This is a genomic window from Micromonospora cremea, from assembly GCF_900143515.1.
GTDB lineage: Bacteria > Actinomycetota > Actinomycetes > Mycobacteriales > Micromonosporaceae > Micromonospora > Micromonospora cremea.
This window is the reverse complement of sequence record NZ_FSQT01000002.1, coordinates 2344926-2368284: the sequence shown is the minus strand read 5'-3', so window position 1 is coordinate 2368284 and position 23359 is coordinate 2344926. Positions and strand designations below refer to the sequence as shown.

The following is a 23359-nucleotide window of genomic DNA, read 5'->3' as shown; positions in this document are numbered from 1 at the left end:
CCAGGGCGTACCTCAGTAGGGGTTGCCCTGGCCGGCGGCGCGGGCGCGGAGCAGGCCGCCCGGCCGGCCGGGCAGGTTCGACGCGCCGGACAGCGGCGGGCTGGTGGTGTGGCCATCGCCGGCCATCCCGACGAAGAGTTCCTTGAGCGCCGTGAGCGAGGTGATCTTGGGCTGCCAGCCCAGCGCGGTCTCCGCCCGCTCGCTGGACATCAGCGGCGCGTTCAGAGCCAGCTCGACCCAGCCCGCGTCGACCGGTTGCATCCGCGCCCGCCAGGTCAGCGCCGCCGCCACCCGCAGCACCGGCGCGGCGACGGGCACCGTCCAGCCGTGGAAATTCCGGGCCACCAGCTCCGGGGTGAGCACCGGGTCCGCGGCGACGTTGAAGGCGCCGCGCGCGTCACCCAGCACCGCCCGGGCGTACGCGTCGGCCACGTCGTCGGCGTGCACCGCCTGCATCCGCAGCCGACGGTTGGTGGGCACCAGCGGGATCCGGCCAAAGCGCAGCAGCCGCACCGGCGCCAGCGGGCCGAGGAAGTAGCGGGTGATCTCCACGCCGGCGTCCCGCTGGAAGGTCAGCCCGGGTCGCAACCGAACCACCCGGAGCGTCGGGTGGTCCCGCTCGATCCCGTCCAGCAGCGCCTCGACCTCGGCCTTGTTCTCGCTGTACGACGAGCCGGGCACCCCGGTGGCCGGCCAGCGCTCGCTCACCGGGTGGTCCTTCGGGCCGGGCGCGTACGTGCCGACCGAGGAGGCGTACACCAGCGCCGGCACCCCCGCCCGGACCAGCGCGTCGAACACCGCCCGGCTGCCGTCGACGTTGGTGCGGCGCAGCACCCGCTGGTCGTGGCTGGGCTGAATCTGCCAGGCCAGATGCACCACCGCGTCCGCGCCGGCGAACACCTCGGCGAGCTTCCCGACCGCCCCCGGAGCGCCGATGTCGCAGGAGTGCCAATCCACCTGGTCGTACGGCTCGCCAGCGTCCGGGCCGGGCAGCCGCCGGGCCACCCCGACCAGCTCCACGCTCCGTTCCCGACGCAGCCGCCGCAGCAGCGCGGTACCGACGTTGCCGCTCGCCCCCACCACCACGATCCGCATGTTCGACCCCGTACCCGCCCAGCCGCCCGTCAACCGCCGCTCCGGCCGTCGCCCTTGATCTCCTGAAAGTCGGGCCATCCCTGTGGGCCGGACACCCCGACTTCGGGGATGTCGAGCCGATCAAGGGCGGGGCGAGTCGCGAACCCAGCCGTGCTTCTCCTTGCCCCGCCGCCCGGCCGTGGCCGCCAGGCAACGCGGGCAGATCCAACCGACCGGGTCGGCCTCGGTGAGCACGTCGGTGCCCGAGTAGTCGAAGCGCACGTGCGGAAAGCGACGCAGCCGGGTCCGACTGAGCGCCAGGCCGCACACCGTCTGGTTCTGACCGGGCAGCCAGGCGTGCACTTCCCCGCCCGGCTCGCGTACGCCGTCCGGCCCGATCTCCTCCCCGGACGCCGCCACCGCCGGGGTGCTGCTCAACTTCATGCCATTCTGGTTCCCCGCCCGCCCACACCCATGCACCGCGGCGGCGGCAGGCACATGTCGCTTGATCCACTCGCCATCGCCGACATGGGGGTAACCAGCGCGCCAGACACCGCCAGGTCGCCGACCTGGTGTTGATCAGGTGGTGGGCGGCGGTGAAGCCAGGCATCGACGGTCGGCCCGGAAGCCGAGAGTTGTCGGCGGGCACGGTCCGGTAACCTGAGCGCGCGGGCCGCTAGCTCAATGGCAGAGCTGTGGACTTTTAATCCATAGGTTCAGGGTTCGAGTCCCTGGCGGCCCACTCCTCCGCAGGTCAGCGGCGACATGCGGGAGCCAGCAACGACGACTGCACCGTCTCTGCTGGATCCAGGCCGTCGGGCGCCGGACAGCCATGACCAACGAAGACCAACGACGCGGGCATTTGCCCAGGTTGCGCAGCGTGATCCGCGAAGGGACCCGCCCCGGCCCTTGCTCCTTCCGTGAAGTTGGTGAACTGCAGGTACTTGTAGGTGCGCCGGATGCGCCCGACGACGTCGTGCTCGTCGCCGCTGAATAGCTTCTGCTTCACCTACCAGGCCCTTCCTCGGATCGGCGGGACGTCGAGGTCGCGCTCGCCGCCGCGGTGCTCAGCGAGGATCCGCCGACGGATCGCGCGCCAGACGACGCGCTCTTGCCGCCGGGCCAGCTTGCGGTGCGACTGGAAGGTGCAGAGCTGGCAGCCGCACAGGTTCGGCGCGTGGGCCGACAGCTGCCGGCAGCAGCGGGTGCGGATCCGGTCGGGCGAAGCGAGGAACTCGGCAAGGTCGCAGCGGCCGGAGCCATGCTCGTGGGTGTCGGTGAACCAGTCACGCAACAGCGGGTCCCGCCGCTGCACTCTCTCGGGTCGGTGAATGTCGGTACGGGCCATGTGACGACCTGCCCCTCGGCAGCCCGCGCACCGTGCGCGGGACTAACGCCTGGATGACATATCGATCACCTCCGAGATTGGGAGTGGATGCTGGTACGCGAGAGGGCGAGGCCTGCCCCACCTCCCGGCTTAGCAGCGAGTGCGCTTGGGAGCATCCTCGTCACGGCGTACATGGTAGGCCGCACGTCCGACGGGATCCGATCTCGGCGGGCGGACGGGGCGACTTGCTCGGCGACCGTTAGCGCAGGTGGCCCCAATGTTCGTCGGTGTGGCGCTCACTCCTTCCTAACCGTGTGTCGCAGGTCCGAATCCTGCCGGCGACGCCTGGAAGCTCCTCGCTTCCACTGCCCTACCTGTACTTGTGAACTGGCGGGAGGGGCCGGAGGCTCGCTGGTTTGTCCGCACCCGGTTCGGGCGCAAGGGGCCAGGATCGTTACCTAAAGATCATCGGGTACAGAGCTGGCCCAACCGAGAGCGAGAACGGGTGCGAAGGCAACCGAGATCTGAGCGCGATCGGGGGGTGATGCGCGTGCCCCATCCTGCCGTTGTCGATCAGTCGAGGAGGCGGCAATGGGCTGGATCCGCACGAATTTGAGTCCGCTGGCGTTCGCTGCTGTCGCTCTCCTGTTCGCCCTGCCGTTCGCGGAGCTGAAGGGTGAGGCCGAGGAATGGCGTGTGGCGGTGACCTGGACTGGTTGGGGCTTGACCGTCGGTGGCGGGGCTCAGGTTCACCTGGAGACGCTGCTCTGGGATGGCAATCTTGGTCAGTACGTCATGCAGGAGGTGCCGAACGAGGCGCCGCAGATCGGTCCCGAAGAGCCCATCTACCTGCCGGGGCAACCGCTCTTCATGGTCGCCGCGCTGGGTGTCGCGGCCGGCGTGCTGGCCAGGATCCTGGCCAGTGTCGGATCCCGCCTCCTGGTGTCGGCGGTAGCGGCGTTCGTCGCGGCGGTGGCGCTTGCGCTCGGCGTGCGGGGCGTACTGCGTCGCTTTGATCCGCCGCCCTTCGACGAGGCCCTGTCCGCCGTACCGGCCGTCGGGTTCTGGCTGACGGTTGGCGTCCTGGCACTGCTCGGGGTCGGCAATGTGATCGTGGGGTACCGGTTGTGGAGGCGTGACGAAGCAGCGGTACTCGACACCGACGGTGACGGCAACCTGGCGAGATGAGAACAGACAACGCGACCACTCACGGCCGATGCCGGATGCGGCCGGGGTCAGTGGCCGACGCGGATGCGGACGGCCGCGTACACCGCGCGTAAGCCGCCGGCCCGGAAGATCACGATGACCGGGATGCCCCCGATCTCCAGTTCGCGCCGTTCGGCGAGGGTCACCATTTCGGTTGGTTCGTAGGCGCGGACGAACGTGCCGCGCGGTGGTTCCACGATCACGAGCCCTTCCGACCGGAGTAGCGCGACAGCCTGTCGGAGGCGTGGAAGGAGGCCGAAGGGGCCGCGCGGCGCCGCTCGGCTTGCAGGTCGGCGGGCCGGCGATGCGCCTGTCGGACGAGTACGACCGCTGACGGAAGAGAGAAGGGACACTCTCCAAGATCCGTTGACATGTGTTTCGGTCTAGTGACAGCGTTGTCATCGACTCATTTCCTCCATATGAGACGAGGAGCGCATCTTGCTCTATCGGGATTCAAGCCGCCGCGGCGCGACAGCAGCCGCCGCAGCCGGCATTCTCATCACGGGGCTGATACTCGCTCCGTCCGCGCCGGCCCAGGCCGGCCGTAACCAGGCGAAAGACGACGCCGTTCGGTCGGGCAACGCACGTTTCGAAGTGCTGTCCCCGACCCTGATCCGCACCGAGTACCAGAAGGACGGCAAGTTCACCGACGCCGCCACGTTCAACGCCGTCGGGCGCGATGATTTCTCCCATACGCGTTTCACGAAGCACGTCGATCACGGATGGCTCACCATCGACACCGGCGCGATGACGTTGCGTTACCAGGTCGGCTCGGGAGCGTTCACCGCCGACAACCTCACCGTGCAGCTCAAGACCGGCAAGCAGGTCGTGCAGGGCCGGCCCTGGGCCGGCCACAGTGCTCCGGACTGCACGTTGGGCGCGCTCTGTGAGGCCGAGTCGCTGCAGCTGAGCGGTCCCGGCGTGGCCACCGACCACCGGGGATATACCGGACGCGGGTTCGCGGCCGGTTTTGCCTCGTCCGGCGACTCGGTCACGTTCGCGCTCGATGCTCCAGAGAACAGCACGAAGCAGCTCACCGTCCGCTACGCCAACAGCGCCGGCGGCGACGGCCAGACCGTGGCCCGCACCCTGACGGTTCAGGTCGACGGCGACGCCGGCCGCACGCTGACGCTGCCGCCCACCGCGAACTGGGACACCTGGGGCCTGGCCAGCGTGCCGGTCGACCTCACCGCGGGCCGGCACGAGATCAGCGTCGTGCGGGGCCCCAACGACTCCGGCAATGTGAACATCGACAGCCTCGCGGGGGTCAACCCGGGCGATCCGTTCCCGGCGCCGGCCACGCCCCAGCCGCAGCCCCTGCGGTTCGGCACGCTGGGCGAGGCGGAGACCGGCGCGCTGACCGGCGGCGCGAGGCCCGCGAACGACCACAACGGCGGTTCCGGTACGGGATTCCTGGCCGGCCTGGAGAGCACCACGTCCGCCGACGCGCTCACCGTGACGGATGTTCCGTCCACGGGTGACTACCGGGTGCAGATCCGCTACGCCAACGGCCAGGCCGGCTCCCAGCCGAGCCAGGCGCGCACCATGTCGGTCACGGCGGGAACGGCGGCGCCGGTCACGGCGACCCTTCCGCCGACCAGCGGGTGGGACTACTGGAACACGGTTTCCGTCCCGGTCCACCTCAACCGCGGCACCAACACCGTGACGCTGGGCTGCCCCACGGATGCCAGCTGCAACGTCAACGTGGACACGGTCGCCGTCACGAGCGCGGACTCCCCGCTGCTCGCCCCGCACGCGCCGCTCGGCGGCTACCGCCGGGGTCTGGACGGCGTGGACGGCTCCGCGCTCACCTCTCCGGGCCTGCTCTACCAGGACGGCTGGTACCTGCTCGACGACTCGGCCTCGGCCCTGAGCAACACCAAGCCCCGGCCCGCCCCCGAGCAGGACGGCTACGTCTTCGCGTACGGGCAGGACTTCACCCGTGCTTTGAAGGACCTGTCGACCCTGACCGGGCCCACGAAGCTGCTGCCGAAGTGGGCGTACGGGGTGTGGTACTCCGAGTACTACGACCGCACCGCGACCGACTTCCAGAACCTCGTGGCCCGGGCCAAGGCCGAGGGTGTGCCGATGGATGTGCTTGTCCTCGACACCGACGTCAAGGCGCCGGACAAGTGGAACGGCTGGAGCATCGACCCCACCCGGATCCCCGACCCGAAGGCGTTCTTCGACTGGGCCAAGCAGCAGGGCCTGCACACCGGCATCAACATCCACCCGAGCATCCTCGGCTCCGACCCGAAGTTCGCGCAGGCGCAGGCCACCGCGAAGGGCAAGCTGCAGCGCGCCGGCTGCAACGGCGGCGCCGACTGCTACGCGTTCGACTTCGGCGACCCGGACCAGCTCAAGGCGTACATGCAGCTCCACGACGAGATGGTGCCGAAGGGCAGCAAGGGCCCGGACCTCTGGTGGATGGACTGGTGCTGCGACAACTCGAAGTCCTCGCTCGCCGGCGTGACTCCGGACGCATGGATCAACCAGCAGTACGCCGACAAGACCGGTTTCGCGTTCTCCCGGGCGTACGGATCGTTGCAGGCCGGCGGCTACGGCAGCCCGACCCCGGTGGCGACCGGACCATGGGCCGACAAGCGCACCACGCTGCATTTCACCGGCGACACCACCTCCGACTGGCAGACCCTGCAGATGGAGGTCGGCTACACGCCGGGCGAGTCGGCCGCGACCGGGCTGGCCGCGGTCAGCCACGACATCGGCGGGCACACGAACGGCCTGCAGGAGCCGGGCAGCGAACCGGGCAGCACGAAATTGCCCGACGACCTCTACGCCCGGTGGGTCCAGTTCGGTACGTTCCAACCGGTCGACCGGCTGCACTCCAACCACAGCGACCGGCTGCCCTGGCAGTACGGCCCGGTGGCGGAAGCGTCGGCCAAGAAGTTCCTGAACCTGCGCGAGAAGCTGCTGCCGTACACCTACGCCGCTGCCCAGGAAGCCACTCGCACGGGTACGCCCATCGTCCGCTCGATGTACCTGGCATACCCGAATGAGCAGGCCGCGTACGCCACCGCCGGTTCCGAGTACCTCTACGGCCCGGACTACCTGGTGGCGCCGGTGACGACGCCCGGCGACACCGCCACGACGTCGGTGTGGTTCCCGCCGGGCAACAGCTGGACCGACATCTTCACCGGGAAGACGTATCGGGGCGGCACCACGCAGAACGTCACCACCACGCTGGACACCATGCCGGTGTTCAAGAAGCACTGAGACGGTCAGTCCCAGACCGGCACCCACCACTGCCAGCCTCCCGGGGCCGGCTTCCAGGACGGGTCCGGACGCCGGGCCGGGTGGGGGAACCCACCCGGCCCGGCGGGCTCGGCCTCCGACGGCACCGTGAACCGGACGCCGGTCGGCTGCGGCGGAATGGCGGCGTGCTCCGATACGGCCGCGACCTCGACCCGGCGTGGGAGTACACAGATCACAGCTGGATTCATCGCGACGAGGGCCTGACGATCGTCGAAACCCATGCGGGGCGAGAGTTCGGCACAGCAGCCGAACCAACGTTGTCCTTCGCTATTCGAGCATCGGACAGCGGGCCCCGGCGGGCCGACGTCAGTCCAGGACGGCGGTTGCCTCGACCTCGACCATGATGTCCGGCTCCCCGAGCGCCGACACACCCAGCAGCGTGATCGGCTTGACCGGGTCAACGCCCAGCTTCGCGGCGGCCCGGGCGACGCCCTCGCCGAGCAGCGGAAACTTCTCCGGGCTCCAGTCGACAACGTAGATCGTCAGCTTGGCCACGTCGTCGAACGAGCCACCGATCTCGGTCATCGCCCGGCCAACGTTGAAGTAGGCCTGCTCGACCTGGGCGGCGAAGTCGCCGGCGCCCACCGGGTTGCCGTCGGCGTCGCGGGCCACCTGGCCGGCCAGGAACACGATTTTCGACCCCTCGGCGATCGAGAGCTGTCGGTACAGGTCGGGCTTCGGGAGCCCGTCCGGGTTGAACAACTTGACGGCCATGTGCGCTCGTCGTTGTCGAGTCGGTCCCGCGTACCATATCAGTGCTATGTATCGTGGCTGGCATGCCGAGGCCGAAGGATCCGGAAATCCGCACCATGCTGATCGCCCGGGCCGCCCACATGCTCCGGGTACGCGAACCGGTCACGCTGCGCTCCCTGGTCGCCGGAACCGGGATGTCGACCATGACCGTCTACACGTACTTCGGCGGCATGGACGGGCTGTGGGGAGCACTGCGCCAGGAGGGATTCCGGCATCTGGCGGACCGCCTCCAAAGGGTCGCCCGGACCGACGATCCGGTCCGTGATCTGACGGCGATGGGTGCCGCCTACGTCTCCACCGCCGTGGCCAGTCCCGATCTCTACCGGGTCATGTTCGACGACGGGTTCAAGCTCGAGGATCCGGCGCAGGCCGACGAGACCCTGTTTCATCTCGTGCACGCCATCGATCGCGCCAAGGGCGACGGGCGGTTCCGTTCAGAGGTCGACGTGCTCGGGCTGGCCACGCAGAGCTGGGCCATCGGACATGGCTTGACCTCCCTGATCATCACCGGGCCGCTGCCCATCGAGGCGTTCGCGCACGCCGCCCCGATGCTCACCGCGCTCTACGTCAGCAACGGCGACGAACCCGAACGCTGCCGGCGATCCGTCATGCTCGGCTGGAGTGAGATCGACACCTCATCGGTACGGGCATGAACCCCTTGGGCAGCGAAGCAGCAGCGGCTCGAAGTCAACGCCGCGGCGTAGCGCGGGTCATCGTCGACGCGGGCCTACTCCAGGAACCGCCGACCCTCGGCCTCCTGGTACCGGCCCATAGGTGAGGCCCCCGGGGGAACCGGGGGCCTCAGCGGTGTTTCCTCAAGTGTCAGCAAGGGGAACGCAAAAGGGGAATTTCCTCAGCCACCGCATCGCGGAGGTTACCAGCGAAGATCCAATAGGGCTGCGCTACCTCCCCGAGCCGTCAGGACCTGACCGGCCTGCACCAGCGAGATCCGGATTCATCGGTCCCGCCACGTGGTACGAATGCCTCATTACGGGCATGAGCCACAGGACGGGCGAGCCGATGACGACGAGCAGGGCAGGCAAGCTGCTGCGGAAGCCCGAGGATCCGCAACGGGCGACGTTCCTGGAGCTGTTCTTCGACCTGGCGTTCGTCTACGTGCTCACCCAGCTCTCGCAGGTGCTCAGCCGGGACCTCACCTGGCGCGGCGCCTTCCACATGCTGGTGTTGCTGCTGGCGGTGTGGTGGGTCTGGTGCAGCACGGCGACGGTCCCGGACAGGTTCGACCCGCAGCGGCCGACGATACAGCTGCTGGTCATCGCGACCCTGGTCGGCAGTCTGGTGATGGCTGTCGCGCTGCCGGAGGTGTTCGGCGGGCAGGGCCTGGTCTTCGCGGGCGCGTACGTCGCCGTCCAGGTCGGTCGCAGCCTCGGCCTCCTCATCGCCCTGCGGGGTCACGAGTTGCAGCGCGGCGCCGTACGGGTGGTCATCTGGTTCTGCGTATCCGCCGTGCCGTGGATCGCGGGGGCGCTGGCGCACGGCACCGCCCGGGAGGCACTGTGGACGCTGGCGGTGGCCATCGACTATCTGGCGGGGAAACTGCGCTACCTCACACCGGGCCTGGGCCGCTCGCCACCCTCCGAGTTGCCGAGCGCGGCCGAGCACCTGGCCGAGCGCCACCGGCAGTTCTTCATCATCGCGCTGGGCGAGTTGATCCTGGTCTCCGCTTCGACTCTCGGCGTCAGCGGCTTCGCGACCGACCGGACCGCGGCGTTCGTGGTGTCGATCGCCACCACGGTGCTGCTCTGGCGTATCTACATCTTTCGCGCGGGCGAGTTGTCGGCCGCAGCCATCGCGGGCTCCCCCGATCCGGCCCGCCTTGGCCTGTCGGCCTTCTACGCCCACCTTGTCATGGTGGCCGGCGTCGTCGTCACCGCGGTCGGCGCCGAACTCGTCATCGCCCATCCGTCCGGGCACGCTCAAACGGCCTGGATCGCGGTCATCCTCGGCGGGCCCGCGCTGTTCCTGGCCGGGCGTGCCCGCTTCGAGTACGCGGTCTTCAGCCGGGTATCCCGGGATCGACCGATCGGGCTGCTCGCGCTGGCCGCCCTGGCACCGGTGATGCTCCTCGTACCACCGCTCGTGGCCGCCCTCGCCGTCACCGCGGTCCTGGCCGGGGTCGCCATCTCCGACGCCGCCCGCGCCACAGGCCACCCACCAGAGCCGCCGTCGCCACCCGGATGACCCGAAACGCCCGGTTGGTCGCCACCTGCGGTCAGTGGGGAAGGGTGCTGAGCAACGCCGGCGTCTGCTGTGGGGTACGCGGATGACTGTGGCTGTCGACGTACCAGTCGAGGCGCCCGAAGGTGCTCTCGTCGAGCAGGGAACGGATCAGCGCCGCGTCGTACGTGTCACCCGGCTGCCGCAGGTGGTACGGCGGCGGATAGAAACAGTCGCCGAGGAGCAGCACACCGGAGTGTGGATACCACCACACCCGGCCGCAAGGATCCCCGCATCGCCGCAATGCAACAACGACGACAGGAGCTTCATGGACCAGCTGCGCCGCCGCGCCCGCGACCTCGGGATCGTCGTGGGGACGCTGCCCATTGGGCCGCACAACGCGATCACCGACGTCGACGGAATCCTGGTCGGGCACACCACCATCGACGACGGCGCCGACCTGCACACCGGTGTCACCGCCGTCGTACCGAGTCAACTCGGCCCCGGACGATGGACCCTGCCGGCCGCCGTGTACTCCGGCAACGGCCACGGGAAGCTCGTCGGCTCGACACAGGTCGACGAACTCGGCGTACTGGAGTCACCGATCGTCCTGACCGCCACGCTGTCCGTCTTCCGGGCCGCGGACGCGCTGCTGAGTCACCTGATGGACCGTCGCCCCGAGGGTCTGTCGTTCAACCCCCTGGTCGGCGAGACCAACGACGGTCACCTGTCGGACATCCGCCGCCGGCCGATCATCGAGGAACACGTGCTCGCCGCCGTCACGGGGGCGTCCGGCGGGCCGCCGGCGGAGGGCTGCGTCGGGGCCGGCACCGGCACCACGGCGCTGGGCTTCAAGGGCGGCATCGGCACGTCGTCCAGGACGGTACGGGTCGCAGACCGACCGGGGACGGTCGGTGCGCTCGTCCAGTCCAACTTCGGCGGAGTGCTCACCGCCCTCGGCGTCCCGCTGCCGGTCGGTGAGCTGATCCCGGACGCCGAGCGGGCCGAACCGTCCGGCAACTCCTGCATGATCGTGGTCGCCACCGACGTACCCCTGGACGCCCGGCAGCTCGGACGGCTCGCCCGGCGGGCGGTCTTCGCGATGGGCCGGGTCGGGGCGTCCTACAGCAACGGCAGCGGTGACTACGCGATCGCGTTCAGCACTGCGCAGCCGGACCAGCGACCCATCCCGGACGGGGAGATCAACCCGGTCTTCGCCGCCGTCCTGGACTCGGTCGAGGAAGCGCTGCTCAACTCGCTCTTCACCGCCGCCACCACCACCGGGGTGGCCGGTCGTACCAGTCACGCCGTGCCACACGGGGCGGTGATCCGGCGGTTGTCCGCGGCCGGCCGGCTGGCGGCGCCAGCCTGACCCCGCGCCAGCGAGACAGTGAGCGACGTAGCGTCAGGGGCCTCGGACACGACGGGCGGTGAAGATGCCCGCGTCGTCCAGGACGGCCACCACGATCAGCACCCCGGTGGCGACCGCGCTGACCGCGACCAGCGGCAGTCGCAGGGCGATCGCCGCGCCGGCCAGGACGAACAGGCCGAAGACCCGCGGCCAGGAGAGTCGCCGGTGGATCGCCAGTGAGAACAGGATCCGCCCGACGAGGAAGAGGGTGGGCCCGCCCAGGATGACCACGACGGCCGTCGTGTCGCTAATCTCGGTGGGGTGGGCGATGCTCAGTTCGGCGCCGACCGCGGTCGCCACTATTCCGGCGATCATCACCAGGTGCAGGTAGCTGGTGACGACGCCGAGCCGGGACGGGTCGGCGGTCTCGATGGCCGGGCCCAGGCGCTGGCCGGCGGGCGTCACGTAGAGCAGACCGATCAGCACGGCGGTGACGAAGACCAGCAGGAAGGCGGCGGTCTCCGGGAGGTTGAGGTGGGTGCCGGCGTAGGTGAGGCCGGAGACCAGGACGAGTTCGCCCAGCGCGATGATCATGATTTGCTGGTACCGCTCGGCGAAGTGCTCACCGGCGAGGTGCAACTCCTGCTGCCGGGCCCGACCCAGCCGCGGCGTGGGCCAGCCCAGTCGAGGGCCGGTGAGGTCGATCGCGAGGGCGAGCAGCCAGAGCGGCACCCGCCACTCCGGCAGGAACGCGCCGGCCAGCCACGGTACGGCGGAGACGCTGTACCAGCACAGGACCCGCAGCGCCCGACTCTGCCGCGGGTGACCGCGCAGCGTGAGGGCGGTGACCGCGCCCCGGACGAGGTGGACCGCGACGTACGCGCCGGCGAAGAGCAGACCCCGCCCGTCCAGCGCCTGCGGGATCGCCACCCCGACCAGCAGACTGCCCAGCGTGGCGCCGACCAGCAGGCCTCGAATCGCCGGGGTCTCCGGGTCGTACCAGTCGGTCAACCAGGTGGTCGTCACCCAGATCCACCAGACCCCGGTCAGCAGCAGCGCGGTGCGCAGCACACCCACCAGGGTGAGGTCGGCGAGCAGATGCCGGGCCAGTTGGCTGAGGGCGAGGACGAACGCCAGGTCGAAGAAGAGCTCCAGGAAGGACGCGCTGAGCGGCACGTCCCTGCCTCGCAGCACCCGTTCGGGCCTGCTCACCATCAGCGCTCCTCCCGGTGGCACGCCCTGCGTCCGTCGTACCATCCGGGACCGCCCGCCGACGGCGAAAGCCGGCAGGTCCGCCGGGGTGCGGGCGGCACCCTGACCTCGCGGCAGGGGGCTGGTCACCCCGCCGTGTCGTTGATCCGGTTGTAGCCCGCCCCCATCAGGGACGACTGTGGGGGCACCGAGCGTCGAGGGGGACACCGATGACCAGTCAGCGGGAGACCGTGCAGGTCGACCACGACCTGTTCCGCGCCGTGTACGACTCGCCCGCGTCGCTGCCGGGCCGGCACCGGTGGACCACGCCGGAATCGGACGTCCGACGGCTGGAGAAGCTGCTCGGCATGCCGACGCGCACCATCGGCGCCCCGCTCTGGGTCAGCGGCGACGAGCCGGACTGCCCGAAGTGCGGCCGGCGGGTCACCTGGTACGACATCGTCTCGTCGGCGCTCTCCGGCCTGCACGACAAGGCCATGATCGCCACCGTCATCCTCGGCGAACGCAAGTACGTCAACACCGAGATCCCGGACGCGATCCCCGGTGTGCGCTGCGCCGACTGCCACACCGCGATCGAAGGCCTGCGCAGTTTCAAGTGCCACAACTGGGCGTACGCCTTCGAGGCGCTGGAGGCCGTCCGCGAACGGATGGCCGGCGGCCTCGGGCCGACCTGACCGTCGCCTGGACGAGCAGCGGACCGCGGCGGGTCAGCCGGCCGAGCGGCGGGTGGGGCGGCGACCGGGCGGGGAGTGCGGCTCGGGCCCGGGGTCGGGCACCGGCGGCATCGGTCGGATGACCGGTGCGGCGCCGGTCACCCGGAGCTCTTCGCCGTGGTGCCACAGGTCGACCGCGGCGTCCGGGCCGGCGTCGGGCAGCTCGTAGCGGGCCTCGGCGGGAGTCAGCGTGACCCGCAGCCGATGTCCGCGCCAGCGCAGGCTGAATGCCAGCCGGTCGATCCGCCGGGGCAGCCGGGGGTCGAAGGAGAGCACCCCCCGGTCGTCGCGCAGCCCGCCGAAGCCCTGGACCAGCGCCAGCCACGACCCGGCCAGCGAGGCCAGGTGCAGCCCGTCGGCGGTCTTGTCGCCCAGGTCGGCCAGGTCCTGCAGCACCGACTCCGCGAACAGGTCGTACGCCAGGTCGAGGTGCCCGACCTCGGCGGCCAGGACCGCCTGCGGTGCCGCCGACAGCGACGAGTCGCGGACCGTGCGGGCCTCGTAGTAGGCCAGGTTGCGGGCCTTCTCGTCGGCGGTGAACTCGCCGGGACAGAGCTGCATGGCCAGCACCAGGTCGGCCTGCTTGACCACCTGCCGGCGATACAGCTCCAGGTACGGATAGTGCAGCAGCAGCGGGTAGTCGTCCTCGCCGGTGTTCGCGAAGTCCCACTCCGGCTGCTCGGTGAACCCGGCGGCCTGCTGGTGCACCCCGCGCTTGCGGTCGTACGGGATGAAGATTGCGTCGGCGGCGGCCCGCCAGTCGGCGATCTCCGTCGGATCCACCCCGAGCCGGCCGGCCAGGTCCGGGTGGCGCTCGGCAGCGTCCGCCGCGCCCCGCAGGTTGCGCCGGGCCATCAGGTTGGTGAAGACGTTGTCGTTGACCAGCGCGGCGTACTCGTCCGGGCCGGTCACCCCGTGCAGGTGGAACGCGCCGGTGTCCGACCAGTGGCCGAAACCGTGCCAGAGTCGGGCGGTCTCCACCAGCAGCTCCAGCCCCGCCTCGGCGAGGAACCGCTCGTCGTCGGTGGCGGCCAGGTAGCGCAGCACCGCGTCGGCGATGTCGGCGTTGACGTGCAGCGCGGCGGTGCCGGCCAGCCAGTAGCCGGAGCACTCCCGGCCGCCGATGGTGCGCCACGGGAAGGTGGCGCCGGTCAGCCGCAGCTCGCGGGCGCGCTCCCGGGCCTCCGCCAGGTGGGCGTGCCGCCAGCTCAACGCCGAGCGGGCCACCGCCGGAGCCAGGTAGGTGAGCACCGGAAGCACATAGCTCTCGGTGTCCCAGAGCACGTGCCCGTCGTAGCCGTTGCCGGTCAGCCCCTTGGCGGGGATGGTCCGGTGGGAGTCGGGGCGGCCGGCCTGGATCAGGTGGAACATCGCGAACCGGGTCGCCTGCTGGAGTTCCGGGTCGCCGTCGAGCAGCACGTCGGCGGCCTGCCAGGCCGCGTCCAGGGCCGCGCGCTGGTCGGCGAGCAGTGCGTCGAAGCCGTCCGCGCGGGCGGCGTCCGCCTCGGCGACGACCAGGTCGGCCAACTCGCCGGCGGGCGTCCCGTCGACCGACGCGCACTCGTACGCGGCGAACTTCGTCAGCTCCAGCCGCTCACCCGGGTGCAGCGGGCCGGCCACGGTGAGGCGTACCCGGTCGGGGAGTGCAGTCACCGGTGGTGGTCACCGTGCCCGGTGCGTCCACGAGGTGGCTGACCGCCACCGCGACGCGCTGGCCGCTGTGCTCCGTGCGGTGCACCAGCACCCCGTCGAGGCCGGTCGCACGGTACGCCTCGGCGGTCAGCGGATCGGTGATCGCCGAGGCCGCCCGGGGATCGTCCGAGCGCTCCGGCACCCGCTCGTTGGCCAGCAGGTCCGAACAGACCCGCAGTTCGACGGGCCCGTCCAGCGTCTCCACCTCGTACCGGACGGCGGCGACCGGGCGGCGTGGCAGGGACACCAGTCGGGTGCTGCGGATGCGCACCCGCCGCCCGGCCGGCGAGATCCACTCGGTCTCCCGGCGCAGTACGCCGGCGCGCAGGTCGAGCACCCGTTCGTGAACGTCCAACGTCCCGGTGCGGATGTCCAGCGGCTCGTCGTCGACCCAGAGCCGGATCAGCGCCGCGTTCGGCGCGCTGACGACGGTGTCGCTGGCCTGCGGAAACGCGTACCCCTCCTCGGGATAGCTCAGCTCGCGCCGCTCGTGGAAACCGTTGACGTAGCTGCCCGGCATCACGCACGGCGCGCCCTCGTCCAGGACGCCACGCCAACCGACCCACCCGTTGCCCAACGCGAAGATCGATTCGGTCTCGCCGAGCCGGTCCAGGTCGGCCGCCGTGCGCCGGATCTGCCAGGTCTCCTCGTCCACGCCCTCGGTGGCGGGCGACGGTTGATCGGTGGCCGAACCGGTGTGCACGGATACCTCCTGTGGGTGCCGATGTCCCTGACCAGCGAAGCAGAGCCGGCTGTGCGATTGCTGGACGAAGGTCGGTAGGCCGTCCGTACCTTCGATCCCTGCGCCGCCGCCTGCCGCGTTCCTACCTTGTCTCCCAGATGGACCGGGTATGAACATCTGGTGAGGTGATGCATGGTTGACACCGGCAACATGGACGTTCCGGAGATCAGTGCCGAGTGGTATCGCGACGTGATCGGCGTCGCCGCCGACAGCCCGCCCCCGGTGCAGTGGTTCGTCGGGCACGCCACCGAGGGGGTGATCCTGCTGCTCGGCGCGCTGCTGCTGGCGGCCGCGCTGAGCCGCCTGTCCGGCGGCCCGCATGACCGGGCACTCGCCCTGGTCGCGCCGGTGCCGACTCTCCTGGCGTACGTGGGCAGCGAATGGTTCAAGACCGTGGTGGACCAGGATCGGCCGTGCCGGACGGTGGGCCGGGCCATCATCGCGGGCAGTTGTCCATCACCGGGTGACTGGTCGTTTCCCAGCAATCACGCCACCCTGGCCGGCGCGCTGGCGGTCACCACGCTGCTGCTCTCCCGCCGGCTCGGACTTGTCGCGCTGCCGCTTGCCGCGCTGGCCGCGTTCTCCCGGGTCTTCGTGGGCGTGCACTATCCGCACGACGTGGTCGCCGGCCTGCTGTTCGGTGCCCTGGCCGCCACGCTGGCCACCCCGCTGCTGGCCCGCCCGGCCACCGAAGCGCTACGCCGCCGGGCCGACCGCGCCCGTCGCCCGCTGCCCGACCTGGCGGGCCGGCCCCGCCCCTGACCTGGCGCGTCGCCCCCCGCCCCGCCCCCAGCCCGGCCAGGGGCGGGCGCAACGCGGCGCGAACCTCGCCCCGGGCGTGCGCCGTATCGCGCGACAACCCTTACCCGCCCAAGATCGCGCTGGATTCAGGATGTAGTGGCCTCCGCCGCGCTTGGGGCCACTAGAACCAGGATCGAGCACGACCTTGGGCCGCAGGCGCGGGCGCAGGCGGCTGAGGGTCGGCGGGCGGGCGGTGGTCTGGACTCCGTGCCGGACGGCCCGCAGGTCGGTCGGCACCGGCGCAGCTGACCCGGCGCTCGCCCGTCCCACGAGGGTCGCCGCCGGTTGACGGGCCGGCCCGCGCTCCCGCTCTTCACGGCGACGGCAGCGGCAGCGGCAGCGGACTCGCCCGGCCGGCGGCACGGCTGGCGGTGCGCGAGATGCGGATGCCCCAGGCGGAGGCGCTGGGGCCTGAGAGCCTTTGCCTTACCTCACAGGCATAGATATGACTCTGAGGTATACCCGCCGAAAGCAACACCGTCCCGGCGGCACGCGGCACAGAGTCAAGCAGCGCTCGGCAGCCCAGCGCAGGACGGAACGCGGCGGCCCGGCGCAGCGCGGCGCAGGACGGAGCGGCGCGCGGCAGCCCGGCGCAGGTTGCGCTCGGGGTATCGGGCATCCGGCGGATGCCCGTTCGCGCGTGCCTGTCAGGGCAGGCGGGTCTGCAGCACGCCGTCCTGGATCCGCGTGGGCAGGATCTGCTGGTCGTTGCCGGACGGCCCCTGCACGACCTCGCCGCCGTTCAGCCGGAAGGCGCTGCCGTGCCACGGGCAGACCACGCAGGCATGGCCGCCGATCTCCTGCACCTCGCCCTCGCCGAGTGGCCCGCTCTGGTGCGGGCAGCGCTCCAGCATCACGGTGACCTCGTCACCGTGCCGGTAGAGGATCACCGAGACGTCGTCCACCTCCCGGGTCACCAGGGTGCGCTGCGGCAGCGCGGCCATCTCGACCAGCGAGTGCCAGCCGTCGCTCATCCGGTGCAGCTCGGAGATGCTCTGGTTGACCTGCGCTCCCTGCTTGTACGCCAGGTGGCCGCCGATGTACGCCCCGAGGCTCGCGGCGGACAGCCCGAGCCAGCCGAGGGTGCGGCCGACGCCGTGCCGGCCGGACAGCCGCGCGGCCAGGGAACCGGCGTAGAGCGTCAGGCCCACGCTGTTCGCGGCTGCGTGCACCAGGCCGACCCGGCGCTGGTCCCGGGAGAGTGCCGCCCAGTCGTTCAGCCCGGCGACCGCTGCCGGCACCGCGCTGACGGTGCCCAGGCCGACCAGCACGGTGGCGGCCCGGCGCTGCCCGGGCATCAGGTCCAGCACCGCGGCGCTGATCCAGGAGCCCACCGGCACCTGCACCATCGCCGGATGCAGGGGATGCCCCAGCGTCACTCCGTGTAGTAGGTCCCGCAGCCGCCGCGGACGCAGCGTGCCGAGGACCGCCCGCTGTAGCCGGTCACCCACCCGGTCCAGCCTCGAATCCTGCTCAACTCTCGTCAATAGTGCTCGCACCCGTACCGACTTCCCGGCGAACGCGGTCGCAAACCGGTCGGCGGTGACAGACCTGCAGCACGGCGTGTCGACAGCGCTTTCAGCCCGGGCCGCGACCGACCGCGTGGTCGGGTGCGGGGTCTGCGGGACCGGCGGGCGGCGGGCATGCTGGGCCGATGGGTGTACGGGTGGAGCGCGCCGGGCCGGTGACGACAGTGGTGCTGGACCGGCCGGCGGCCCGGAACGCCGTCGACGGGCCGACCGCGCGGGCGCTGGCCGACGCCTTTCGGGCCTTCGACGCCGACCCGGACGCGGCGGTGGCTGTGCTCTGGGGAGCCGGTGGCACGTTCTGTGCCGGTGCCGACCTCAAGGCCATCGGCACGCCGAGCGGCAACCGGGTCGAGCCGGAGGGGGACGGCCCGATGGGTCCGACCCGGATGGCGCTCAGCAAACCGGTGATCGCGGCGATTTCCGGGTACGCGGTGGCCGGTGGGCTGGAGTTGGCGCTCTGGTGCGACCTGCGGGTCGCGGAGTCCGACGCGACGCTCGGGGTGTTCTGCCGCCGGTGGGGAGTGCCGCTGATCGACGGCGGCACGGTTCGGCTGCCGCGGCTGATCGGCGAGAGCAGGGCGATGGACCTGATCCTCACCGGCCGTCCGGTGCCGGCCGACGAGGCGTACGCGATGGGGTTGGTCAACCGGCTGGTGCCGCCCGGCCAGGCGCGGGCCGCGGCCGAGAAGCTGGCGGCGGAGATCGCCCGGCATCCGCAGACCTGTCTGCGCAACGACCGGGCGGCGCTGCTGGCCGGAGCCGGCCGGCCCGAGCCGGAGGCCGTGGCGACCGAGCTGGCGTACGGGATGAACTCGCTGGCCACCGACGCGGCGGCCGGCGCGGCCCGGTTCGCCGCCGGCGCCGGTCGGCACGGCGCGCCCGCCGATTGACCGACGGGAGCACGACGGGCCGGGCGGTGCGGCCACCCGTTGTCGAGTGGCCACACCGCCCGGAGGAACGGTCGCCGTGCGGACGACCGGGGTGGGTCAGTTGCGGTTGATGGTGAACGTCGAGGTGATGTTCCGGATGTCCACCGCGTTGTTGCTCAGCCGCAGGTTGTTGAAGGTGGCCGAGCCGACGGCCGGGCCCTGCCCCGCCTCCGGCATCTCGTTCACCCAGATCCCGAAGCCGGACTTCGCGTCGAACGCGTCACCGCTCTTGCGCGCCCCGCTGATCGAGACGTTCGTGAAGATCGTGTCGGTGACCGGGAACTGCGGCTGCCCGCCGACGTAGTTCGTCTGGAACATGATGCCGCTGTAGGTCGGGTCGACGATGTCCACGTCGCTGACCCGGATGCCCTGGAACACCTTCGAGGCGGAGAAGATCCAGATCGCCGGGAAGGTCTGTGCGCCCCAGAAGTGCCCACCGGCCCGCACGATCGAGATGTTCTCGAATCGCGTCGGCGGGTTCGCACCGAAGCCGTTCATCGGGTAGCCGAAGTCGAGCGAGCTGATGGTGATGCCGGAATACACCAGCGTGTCCGCGATGTAGATGTTGCGGAACGTGTTGCCGTACCCGCCGTAGACCGCCACACCGGCGGCGCGCCAGGTCAGGGTCGAGGTCAGGTTCTCGTAGACGTTGTCCTTCATGTCCGCGCCGCCCGCGTCGATCGCCGAGAACAGTGCGAAGCTGTCGTCACCGGTGGCCCGGGCGTCGTTGTTGGTGACCAGGTTGTTGGTGCTGCCGTTGGTCATGTTGATGCCGTCGGCGAACATGTTCCGGATCCGGGAGTTCTTGATCGTCATGTAGTCGGTGTTCGCGCCCCAGTACAGGCACACCATGTGCTCGTTCCAGATGTTGTCGATCACGATGTTCGACACGTTGGCGAAGTCGAACACCTTGCCCGGTCCGTCGATCCGCGAGGTGTAGTTGCCGAAGTAGGCGAAGTTCGCGAAGGACGATCCGGCCGCCGAGTTCTCGGCCCGGAAGCCGATGTCGGTGTTGTCCTGGCCGGACGGGGCGTTGAACCGGGTGTACCAGGGCCCGGCGCCGGTCACCTTCACCGCCTTGCCGTACACCTGGAACTTCGACGAGGTGGAGTAGTTGCCGGCGGGCAGGTAGACCCCGATGAGGTTGCCGGTGGTGTCCATCCGCACCCGGTCCAGGGCGTTCTGCACGTCCTGGTGGGTGAAGCCGGTCGGCGTGGTGTAGCGCGCCGGGTCCGGGTTGGCGATCGCCGACACCTGCTCGGTGTTGATGAAGTCGATGGCGTACGTGGTGGTGTTGGCCGGGTCCTTCTGGAGGCGGATCCTGCTGCCGGCCGGCACGGTGGAGTTGAGCATGACGTTGGCCTCGTCGTAGATGTGCCGCGGTCCGCCCGCGCCCGGCGAGTTGCCCGGGCTGGCCTCGTTGCCGTAGAGCCAGGCGTACCGGGACGTCAGGTCGATGGCCTTGTGGAACGTGCCGTTGACGTAGACGTTCAGCGTCGAGTTGATCCCGCCGCCGCCCGGCGCGTCCGGGATGGAGAAGCGGGTGACCAGCGTGTTGGTGCTGGCCCGGGTGGTGAACTCGACGTAGCTGCCGGTCGAGTTGAGCGTCACCGCCCGCCGTCCGGACGCCTCACCGGCCAGGTCGCCGACGTTCCGGTTCGGGCCGACGACGGCGGCGCCGCCACCGACCACGCCGTCCTCGGCCTCGTACATGTCGTACGGCATGTTGGCGCCACGACCGACGAAGAGCGGGCGGTCGCTGGTGTTGTTGGCCTGCTTGACCGGCAGTTCGTTGGCGTCGGCGGCGAGCACCACCCGGACGGTGTACTTGCCGTTCGCGGCGGTCCAGGTGCCCAGGTTGACCGGGCCGACGGTGGCCCCCGCGTTGATCACCCCGGAGTACGAGCCGGTCAGGGTGCGGACGGCGGTGCCGGCGTCGTTGAGCACGGTGAGCGTGATGCCGTGCGCGCCGGACGCGGACGCCACACTGCCGGCGTTGCGTACCGACACCGAGAAGGTGACCGTGTTGCCGGCCGCCGGGTTGCCGGGCGACCAGGCGACCGCGGAGGCGACCAGGTCGGAGGTGGCGACCGGGCTGACCACCAGCGGGCTGGGGTTGGTGTAGCTGTTGTTGGTGTCGTCCTGCTCGACGACGGTGTTGTTCTCATCGACCTTCGCGCTGAGCGGGTAGCTGCCCGCGTCACGCGTGCCGATGTTGGTGGTGACCGTGGTCGAGGTGCCGGCCGCGAGGCCGCCGATCGACGCGGTGCCGACCCGGGTGGCGCCCAGGTAGAAGTTGACGTTGGTGGCACCGGAGGCCGCCGAGCCGGCGTTACGCACGGTCGCGGAGAGCGTGATGGTGCTCGTCTCCACCGGCGCGGACGGGCTGACCGACATGCCGGTCACGGTCAGGTCCGGGTTCGGTGCCGGGGTGCCGATGACCTGGAACTCGGCCACCTGGCCGGCCGGGGCACCGGTGTTCGAGGCGATCGACAGCCGTACGTCGGCCGCAGCACCGGAGACCGGGATGGTCACCGTGTTGCCGCTGGCCGGGTTGAAGCTGTAGTTCGCCGCACCGACGAGGGTGGTGAAGGTCGACGAACCCTGGTCGCGGCCGAGCACGGTGACGTTCTGGGTACGCGCACCCCAGGCGGAGTCCGGGTTCAGCTTCAGCACGATCTGGCTGAGGCTGGCGTTCGCGCCGAGCTGCACGGTCAGCGTGCTCGGGTTGCCGTTGCCCTCCCAGTAGGTGGCCACGTTGTTGTCGTTGGCGTTGGTGGCCACGAACGTGTGCACGTACCCGGAGGCGGTGATCGGCTTGCCGACCGCCAGGTTGGTGCCGGTCGGCGGGTTGCCGGTGCCGGTCCGGGTGACGGTGTTGCTGTTCGCCGACTGGTTGCCGGCCGCGTCCTTGGCCCGGACGTAGTAGGAGACGGTGGCGCTGGTCGGTTGGCTGTCCGTGTACGTCAGGGTCGAGCCGTTGACGCTGGCACGCAGTGCGCCGTTGGCGTAGACGTCGTACCCGGTCACCCCGACGTTGTCCGTGGACGCGGACCAGGTGAGCCGGATCTGCCCGCTGACGGGCTGGGTGTACGCCAGGTTGCCGGGGACGCTGGGGGCCTGCGTGTCGGGGCTGCCGACGGCGCCGTAGACCTCGACCTCGGAGAACTGTGCGGCCGGCCAGCCGGTGTTGCCGGTGACCTGCACCCGCACGTAGCGGGTGCTGGCCGGGGTGAAGCTGACGGTCGCGGTGTTTCCGGTGCCCGGGTTGAAGGTGTAGCCGCCGGATGCCTTCAGGGTGGTGAACGAGGAGCCGTTGGTGGAGCCGAGCACCGACAGCGTCTGGGTGCGGGTCTGCCAGGCCGACGAGGGTGGCAGCTTGAGCACGACCCGGTCCACGCTGACCGTGGCGCCGAGGTCAGCCTGGATCCACTGCGGGAACGCGTTGTTGCTGCTCTCCCAGTAGGTGTCCGCGTTGCCGTCGTTGGCGTTGCCCGCCACGTAGTTCTGGTTGTAGCTGCTGGCGGTCATGGTGGCGGAGAGTCCGGCGAGCATGGCCACGCGCGCGGCGGCCGCGGACGGGTCGGCCACCGGTGCCGCGCTGGCCGCGGGGGTGACGACCGGGGCGGTGGCGAGGAGCATCCCGGCGAGCACGCCGGCGAGCAGCCGTCGGTGGCCGGTGCGGGTGCTTCGGGGGACGGAGTTGGGTGCGCCGGTTGGCGGGGTGCCTCGTCTGGTGCCGTTTCTGGACATGGGGTTGCTACACCTCTTTCGGGGGTGGGTGCGGGGTGTGGTGCCCGGCGACGGGTGCAGGGGTACGCCCGTCGTGCCGCGACAGGTGGGGGACGGTGCGGTGGGGGACGGGAATCGGGCCGGCCCGGGGCTGCGCTGCGCCGGGCTGTCCGGCCGGGTGGTCTCCGCCCCGGCTGGGCGGGGGCGCCGGCCTAGCTGGAGTAGACCTCGAACTCGCTGAGCTGACCGGCGGGCCAGCCGCTGTTGCCGGTGGCGGTCAGCCGCAGGTGGGGTCCCGGCTGGTGCCGGCCGGGCTGTCCGGCAGGCTGTGCCGGAAGGTGACCGCGTTGGCCGGGGCGGTGAGGGTGAACTCGACGTACTCGCCGACGGAGTCGAGGGTGACCGCCTCCCGGCCGGACGCCTCGGATGGCAGCGTGCCGAAACGCAGGTCCGGGCCGATCTTCGTGCCGTTGTGGGCGGCCTTCTCGGCTTCCTGCTCCACGAACGGGACGGTGGCGCCCCGGCCGGGGATGTCGAAGGGGGACAGCCCGGCTGCCGAGGCCGGGGGCGCGGTGCCGGTGACCGCGAGGGCGGTCACCGATGTCGCGGGGAGCAGGGTGGCGGCGATGGCGGCCAACCCTGCCCGGGTCGGGTGTCGGAGGTGGTGCGGGGTGCCGGTGGTGTGGTTGGCCATGAGCAGCGCTCTCCCTTTCGTCAGGCAGGCCAGATCCCCCCGTGTCCGTGCGGCGTGGCGTCTACCCCTTGTTCCTCCTTCTTCTGGCGGCCGGCGCGGGGCCGGGATGGGTGGTGTGGTGCCGGCGGCCGGGACGGGCCGCCGACACCACGG

At 70.9% G+C, this 23359-nt stretch carries 20 protein-coding genes, 1 tRNA gene and 1 pseudogene; 9 read left to right on the top strand and 13 right to left on the bottom strand.

The features are described 5' to 3' along the window. Positions 1–12 precede the first annotated feature (12 nt). Together BUS84_RS24480 and BUS84_RS24475 are read right to left on the bottom strand one after the other, a co-directional pair. Complete coding sequence (locus BUS84_RS24480; RefSeq protein WP_074315905.1) at positions 13–1095, bottom strand: NAD-dependent epimerase/dehydratase family protein; 1083 nt, start codon at positions 1093–1095, stop codon at positions 13–15. A 120-nt stretch (positions 1096–1215) separates the two neighbouring features. Beyond that, positions 1216–1518: a hypothetical protein gene (locus BUS84_RS24475; protein ID WP_074315903.1), complete on the bottom strand. Its 303-nt coding sequence runs from the start codon at positions 1516–1518 to the stop codon at positions 1216–1218. A gap of 226 nt (positions 1519–1744) precedes the next feature. Between BUS84_RS24475 and BUS84_RS24470 the strand changes: the two genes are divergently transcribed. Further along, positions 1745–1816 (top strand) — tRNA-Lys (locus tag BUS84_RS24470). A 12-nt stretch (positions 1817–1828) separates the two neighbouring features. Here BUS84_RS24470 and BUS84_RS24465 read toward each other — a convergent pair. Continuing rightward, a complete protein-coding gene (locus BUS84_RS24465; protein ID WP_074315901.1) occupies positions 1829–2083 on the bottom strand; it encodes a hypothetical protein in 255 nt (84 codons plus the stop codon). Further along, on the bottom strand, positions 2084–2422 hold the full coding sequence (locus BUS84_RS24460; protein ID WP_143728499.1) for a hypothetical protein: 339 nt from the start codon (positions 2420–2422) through the stop codon (positions 2084–2086). 570 nt (positions 2423–2992) lie between these two features. On the opposite strand from BUS84_RS24460, the gene BUS84_RS24455 reads away from it, so the two are divergent. Then, positions 2993–3589 carry a hypothetical protein gene (locus BUS84_RS24455; protein WP_074315897.1) on the top strand — a complete coding sequence of 199 codons (597 nt, stop codon included), beginning with the start codon at positions 2993–2995 and terminating at the stop codon, positions 3587–3589. 47 nt (positions 3590–3636) lie between these two features. On the opposite strand, the gene BUS84_RS36755 is transcribed toward BUS84_RS24455, so the two are convergent. Next, positions 3637–3810 (bottom strand): hypothetical protein, encoded by a 174-nt coding sequence (locus BUS84_RS36755; protein WP_244298722.1) that lies wholly within the window; start codon positions 3808–3810, stop codon positions 3637–3639. A 391-nt stretch (positions 3811–4201) separates the two neighbouring features. On the opposite strand from BUS84_RS36755, the gene BUS84_RS24450 reads away from it, so the two are divergent. Beyond that, positions 4202–6841, top strand: a complete 2640-nt coding sequence (locus tag BUS84_RS24450) for a TIM-barrel domain-containing protein (protein WP_244298721.1) — start codon at positions 4202–4204, stop codon at positions 6839–6841. A gap of 5 nt (positions 6842–6846) precedes the next feature. Here BUS84_RS24450 and BUS84_RS24445 read toward each other — a convergent pair whose 3' ends face one another. Continuing rightward, positions 6847–7056 (bottom strand): hypothetical protein, encoded by a 210-nt coding sequence (locus BUS84_RS24445; RefSeq protein WP_143728498.1) that lies wholly within the window; start codon positions 7054–7056, stop codon positions 6847–6849. Between the two features lie 130 nt (positions 7057–7186). Next, the gene (locus BUS84_RS24440; RefSeq protein WP_074315892.1) at positions 7187–7594 is read right to left on the bottom strand and encodes a RidA family protein; all 408 of its coding nucleotides are present in this window, start codon (positions 7592–7594) and stop codon (positions 7187–7189) included. A 62-nt stretch (positions 7595–7656) separates the two neighbouring features. Between BUS84_RS24440 and BUS84_RS24435 the strand changes: the two genes are divergently transcribed. Together BUS84_RS24435 and BUS84_RS24430 are read left to right on the top strand one after the other, a co-directional pair. Beyond that, positions 7657–8286, top strand: a complete 630-nt coding sequence (locus BUS84_RS24435) for a TetR/AcrR family transcriptional regulator (RefSeq protein WP_074319076.1) — start codon at positions 7657–7659, stop codon at positions 8284–8286. 343 nt (positions 8287–8629) lie between these two features. Beyond that, the gene (locus tag BUS84_RS24430) at positions 8630–9835 is read left to right on the top strand and encodes a low temperature requirement protein A (RefSeq protein ID WP_244298720.1); all 1206 of its coding nucleotides are present in this window, start codon (positions 8630–8632) and stop codon (positions 9833–9835) included. Positions 9836–9866: 31 nt separating this feature from the next. On the opposite strand, the gene BUS84_RS24425 is transcribed toward BUS84_RS24430, so the two are convergent. Beyond that, the gene (locus tag BUS84_RS24425) at positions 9867–10085 is read right to left on the bottom strand and encodes a hypothetical protein (protein WP_074315890.1); all 219 of its coding nucleotides are present in this window, start codon (positions 10083–10085) and stop codon (positions 9867–9869) included. Positions 10086–10139: 54 nt separating this feature from the next. Here BUS84_RS24425 and BUS84_RS24420 point away from each other — a divergent pair, with 54 nt between their 5' ends. Next, positions 10140–11183: a P1 family peptidase gene (locus BUS84_RS24420; RefSeq protein WP_084757577.1), complete on the top strand. Its 1044-nt coding sequence runs from the start codon at positions 10140–10142 to the stop codon at positions 11181–11183. 33 nt (positions 11184–11216) lie between these two features. Here the strand turns inward: BUS84_RS24420 and BUS84_RS24415 are convergent, their stop codons facing one another. Further along, positions 11217–12377, bottom strand: a complete 1161-nt coding sequence (locus BUS84_RS24415; protein WP_074315889.1) for a low temperature requirement protein A — start codon at positions 12375–12377, stop codon at positions 11217–11219. 206 nt (positions 12378–12583) lie between these two features. On the opposite strand from BUS84_RS24415, the gene BUS84_RS24410 reads away from it, so the two are divergent. Further along, positions 12584–13048 (top strand): hypothetical protein, encoded by a 465-nt coding sequence (locus tag BUS84_RS24410; RefSeq protein WP_074315887.1) that lies wholly within the window; start codon positions 12584–12586, stop codon positions 13046–13048. 33 nt (positions 13049–13081) lie between these two features. Here the strand turns inward: BUS84_RS24410 and BUS84_RS24405 are convergent. Further along, a pseudogene (locus BUS84_RS24405) lies at positions 13082–15482 on the bottom strand (glycoside hydrolase family 65 protein). Positions 15483–15653: 171 nt separating this feature from the next. Here BUS84_RS24405 and BUS84_RS24400 point away from each other — a divergent pair. Continuing rightward, positions 15654–16283: a phosphatase PAP2 family protein gene (locus BUS84_RS24400; protein WP_074315886.1), complete on the top strand. Its 630-nt coding sequence runs from the start codon at positions 15654–15656 to the stop codon at positions 16281–16283. Between the two features lie 686 nt (positions 16284–16969). Here BUS84_RS24400 and BUS84_RS24395 read toward each other — a convergent pair. Further along, positions 16970–17821 carry a Rieske (2Fe-2S) protein gene (locus tag BUS84_RS24395; protein ID WP_074315885.1) on the bottom strand — a complete coding sequence of 284 codons (852 nt, stop codon included), beginning with the start codon at positions 17819–17821 and terminating at the stop codon, positions 16970–16972. 155 nt (positions 17822–17976) lie between these two features. On the opposite strand from BUS84_RS24395, the gene BUS84_RS24390 reads away from it, so the two are divergent. After that, complete coding sequence (locus BUS84_RS24390) at positions 17977–18741, top strand: crotonase/enoyl-CoA hydratase family protein (RefSeq protein ID WP_074315883.1); 765 nt, start codon at positions 17977–17979, stop codon at positions 18739–18741. Between the two features lie 96 nt (positions 18742–18837). Here the strand turns inward: BUS84_RS24390 and BUS84_RS24385 are convergent, their stop codons facing one another. Beyond that, entirely contained in the window at positions 18838–22533 is a 3696-nt protein-coding gene (locus tag BUS84_RS24385; RefSeq protein WP_143728497.1) for a discoidin domain-containing protein, read from the bottom strand. A gap of 256 nt (positions 22534–22789) precedes the next feature. Continuing rightward, a complete protein-coding gene (locus BUS84_RS24380; RefSeq protein WP_208869727.1) occupies positions 22790–23206 on the bottom strand; it encodes a carbohydrate-binding protein in 417 nt (138 codons plus the stop codon). Between the last annotated feature and the right edge of the window lie 153 nt (positions 23207–23359).

What these genes read in the sequence shown, in the direction of transcription:
- BUS84_RS24480 (WP_074315905.1), bottom strand. Translation starts at nt 1,095, where the DNA reads ATGCGGATCGTGGTGGTGGGGGCGAGCGGCAACGTCGGTACCGCGCTG.
- BUS84_RS24475 (WP_074315903.1), bottom strand. Translation starts at nt 1,518, where the DNA reads ATGAAGTTGAGCAGCACCCCGGCGGTGGCGGCGTCCGGGGAGGAGATC.
- BUS84_RS24460 (WP_143728499.1), bottom strand. Translation starts at nt 2,422, where the DNA reads ATGGCCCGTACCGACATTCACCGACCCGAGAGAGTGCAGCGGCGGGAC.
- BUS84_RS24455 (WP_074315897.1), top strand. Translation starts at nt 2,993, where the DNA reads ATGGGCTGGATCCGCACGAATTTGAGTCCGCTGGCGTTCGCTGCTGTC.
- BUS84_RS24440 (WP_074315892.1), bottom strand. Translation starts at nt 7,594, where the DNA reads ATGGCCGTCAAGTTGTTCAACCCGGACGGGCTCCCGAAGCCCGACCTG.
- BUS84_RS24435 (WP_074319076.1), top strand. Translation starts at nt 7,657, where the DNA reads ATGCCGAGGCCGAAGGATCCGGAAATCCGCACCATGCTGATCGCCCGG.
- BUS84_RS24430 (WP_244298720.1), top strand. Translation starts at nt 8,630, where the DNA reads ATGAGCCACAGGACGGGCGAGCCGATGACGACGAGCAGGGCAGGCAAG.
- BUS84_RS24420 (WP_084757577.1), top strand. Translation starts at nt 10,140, where the DNA reads ATGGACCAGCTGCGCCGCCGCGCCCGCGACCTCGGGATCGTCGTGGGG.
- BUS84_RS24415 (WP_074315889.1), bottom strand. Translation starts at nt 12,377, where the DNA reads ATGGTGAGCAGGCCCGAACGGGTGCTGCGAGGCAGGGACGTGCCGCTC.
- BUS84_RS24410 (WP_074315887.1), top strand. Translation starts at nt 12,584, where the DNA reads ATGACCAGTCAGCGGGAGACCGTGCAGGTCGACCACGACCTGTTCCGC.
- BUS84_RS24400 (WP_074315886.1), top strand. Translation starts at nt 15,654, where the DNA reads ATGGTTGACACCGGCAACATGGACGTTCCGGAGATCAGTGCCGAGTGG.
- BUS84_RS24390 (WP_074315883.1), top strand. Translation starts at nt 17,977, where the DNA reads ATGGGTGTACGGGTGGAGCGCGCCGGGCCGGTGACGACAGTGGTGCTG.
- BUS84_RS24385 (WP_143728497.1), bottom strand. Translation starts at nt 22,533, where the DNA reads ATGTCCAGAAACGGCACCAGACGAGGCACCCCGCCAACCGGCGCACCC.
- BUS84_RS24380 (WP_208869727.1), bottom strand. Translation starts at nt 23,206, where the DNA reads ATGGCCAACCACACCACCGGCACCCCGCACCACCTCCGACACCCGACC.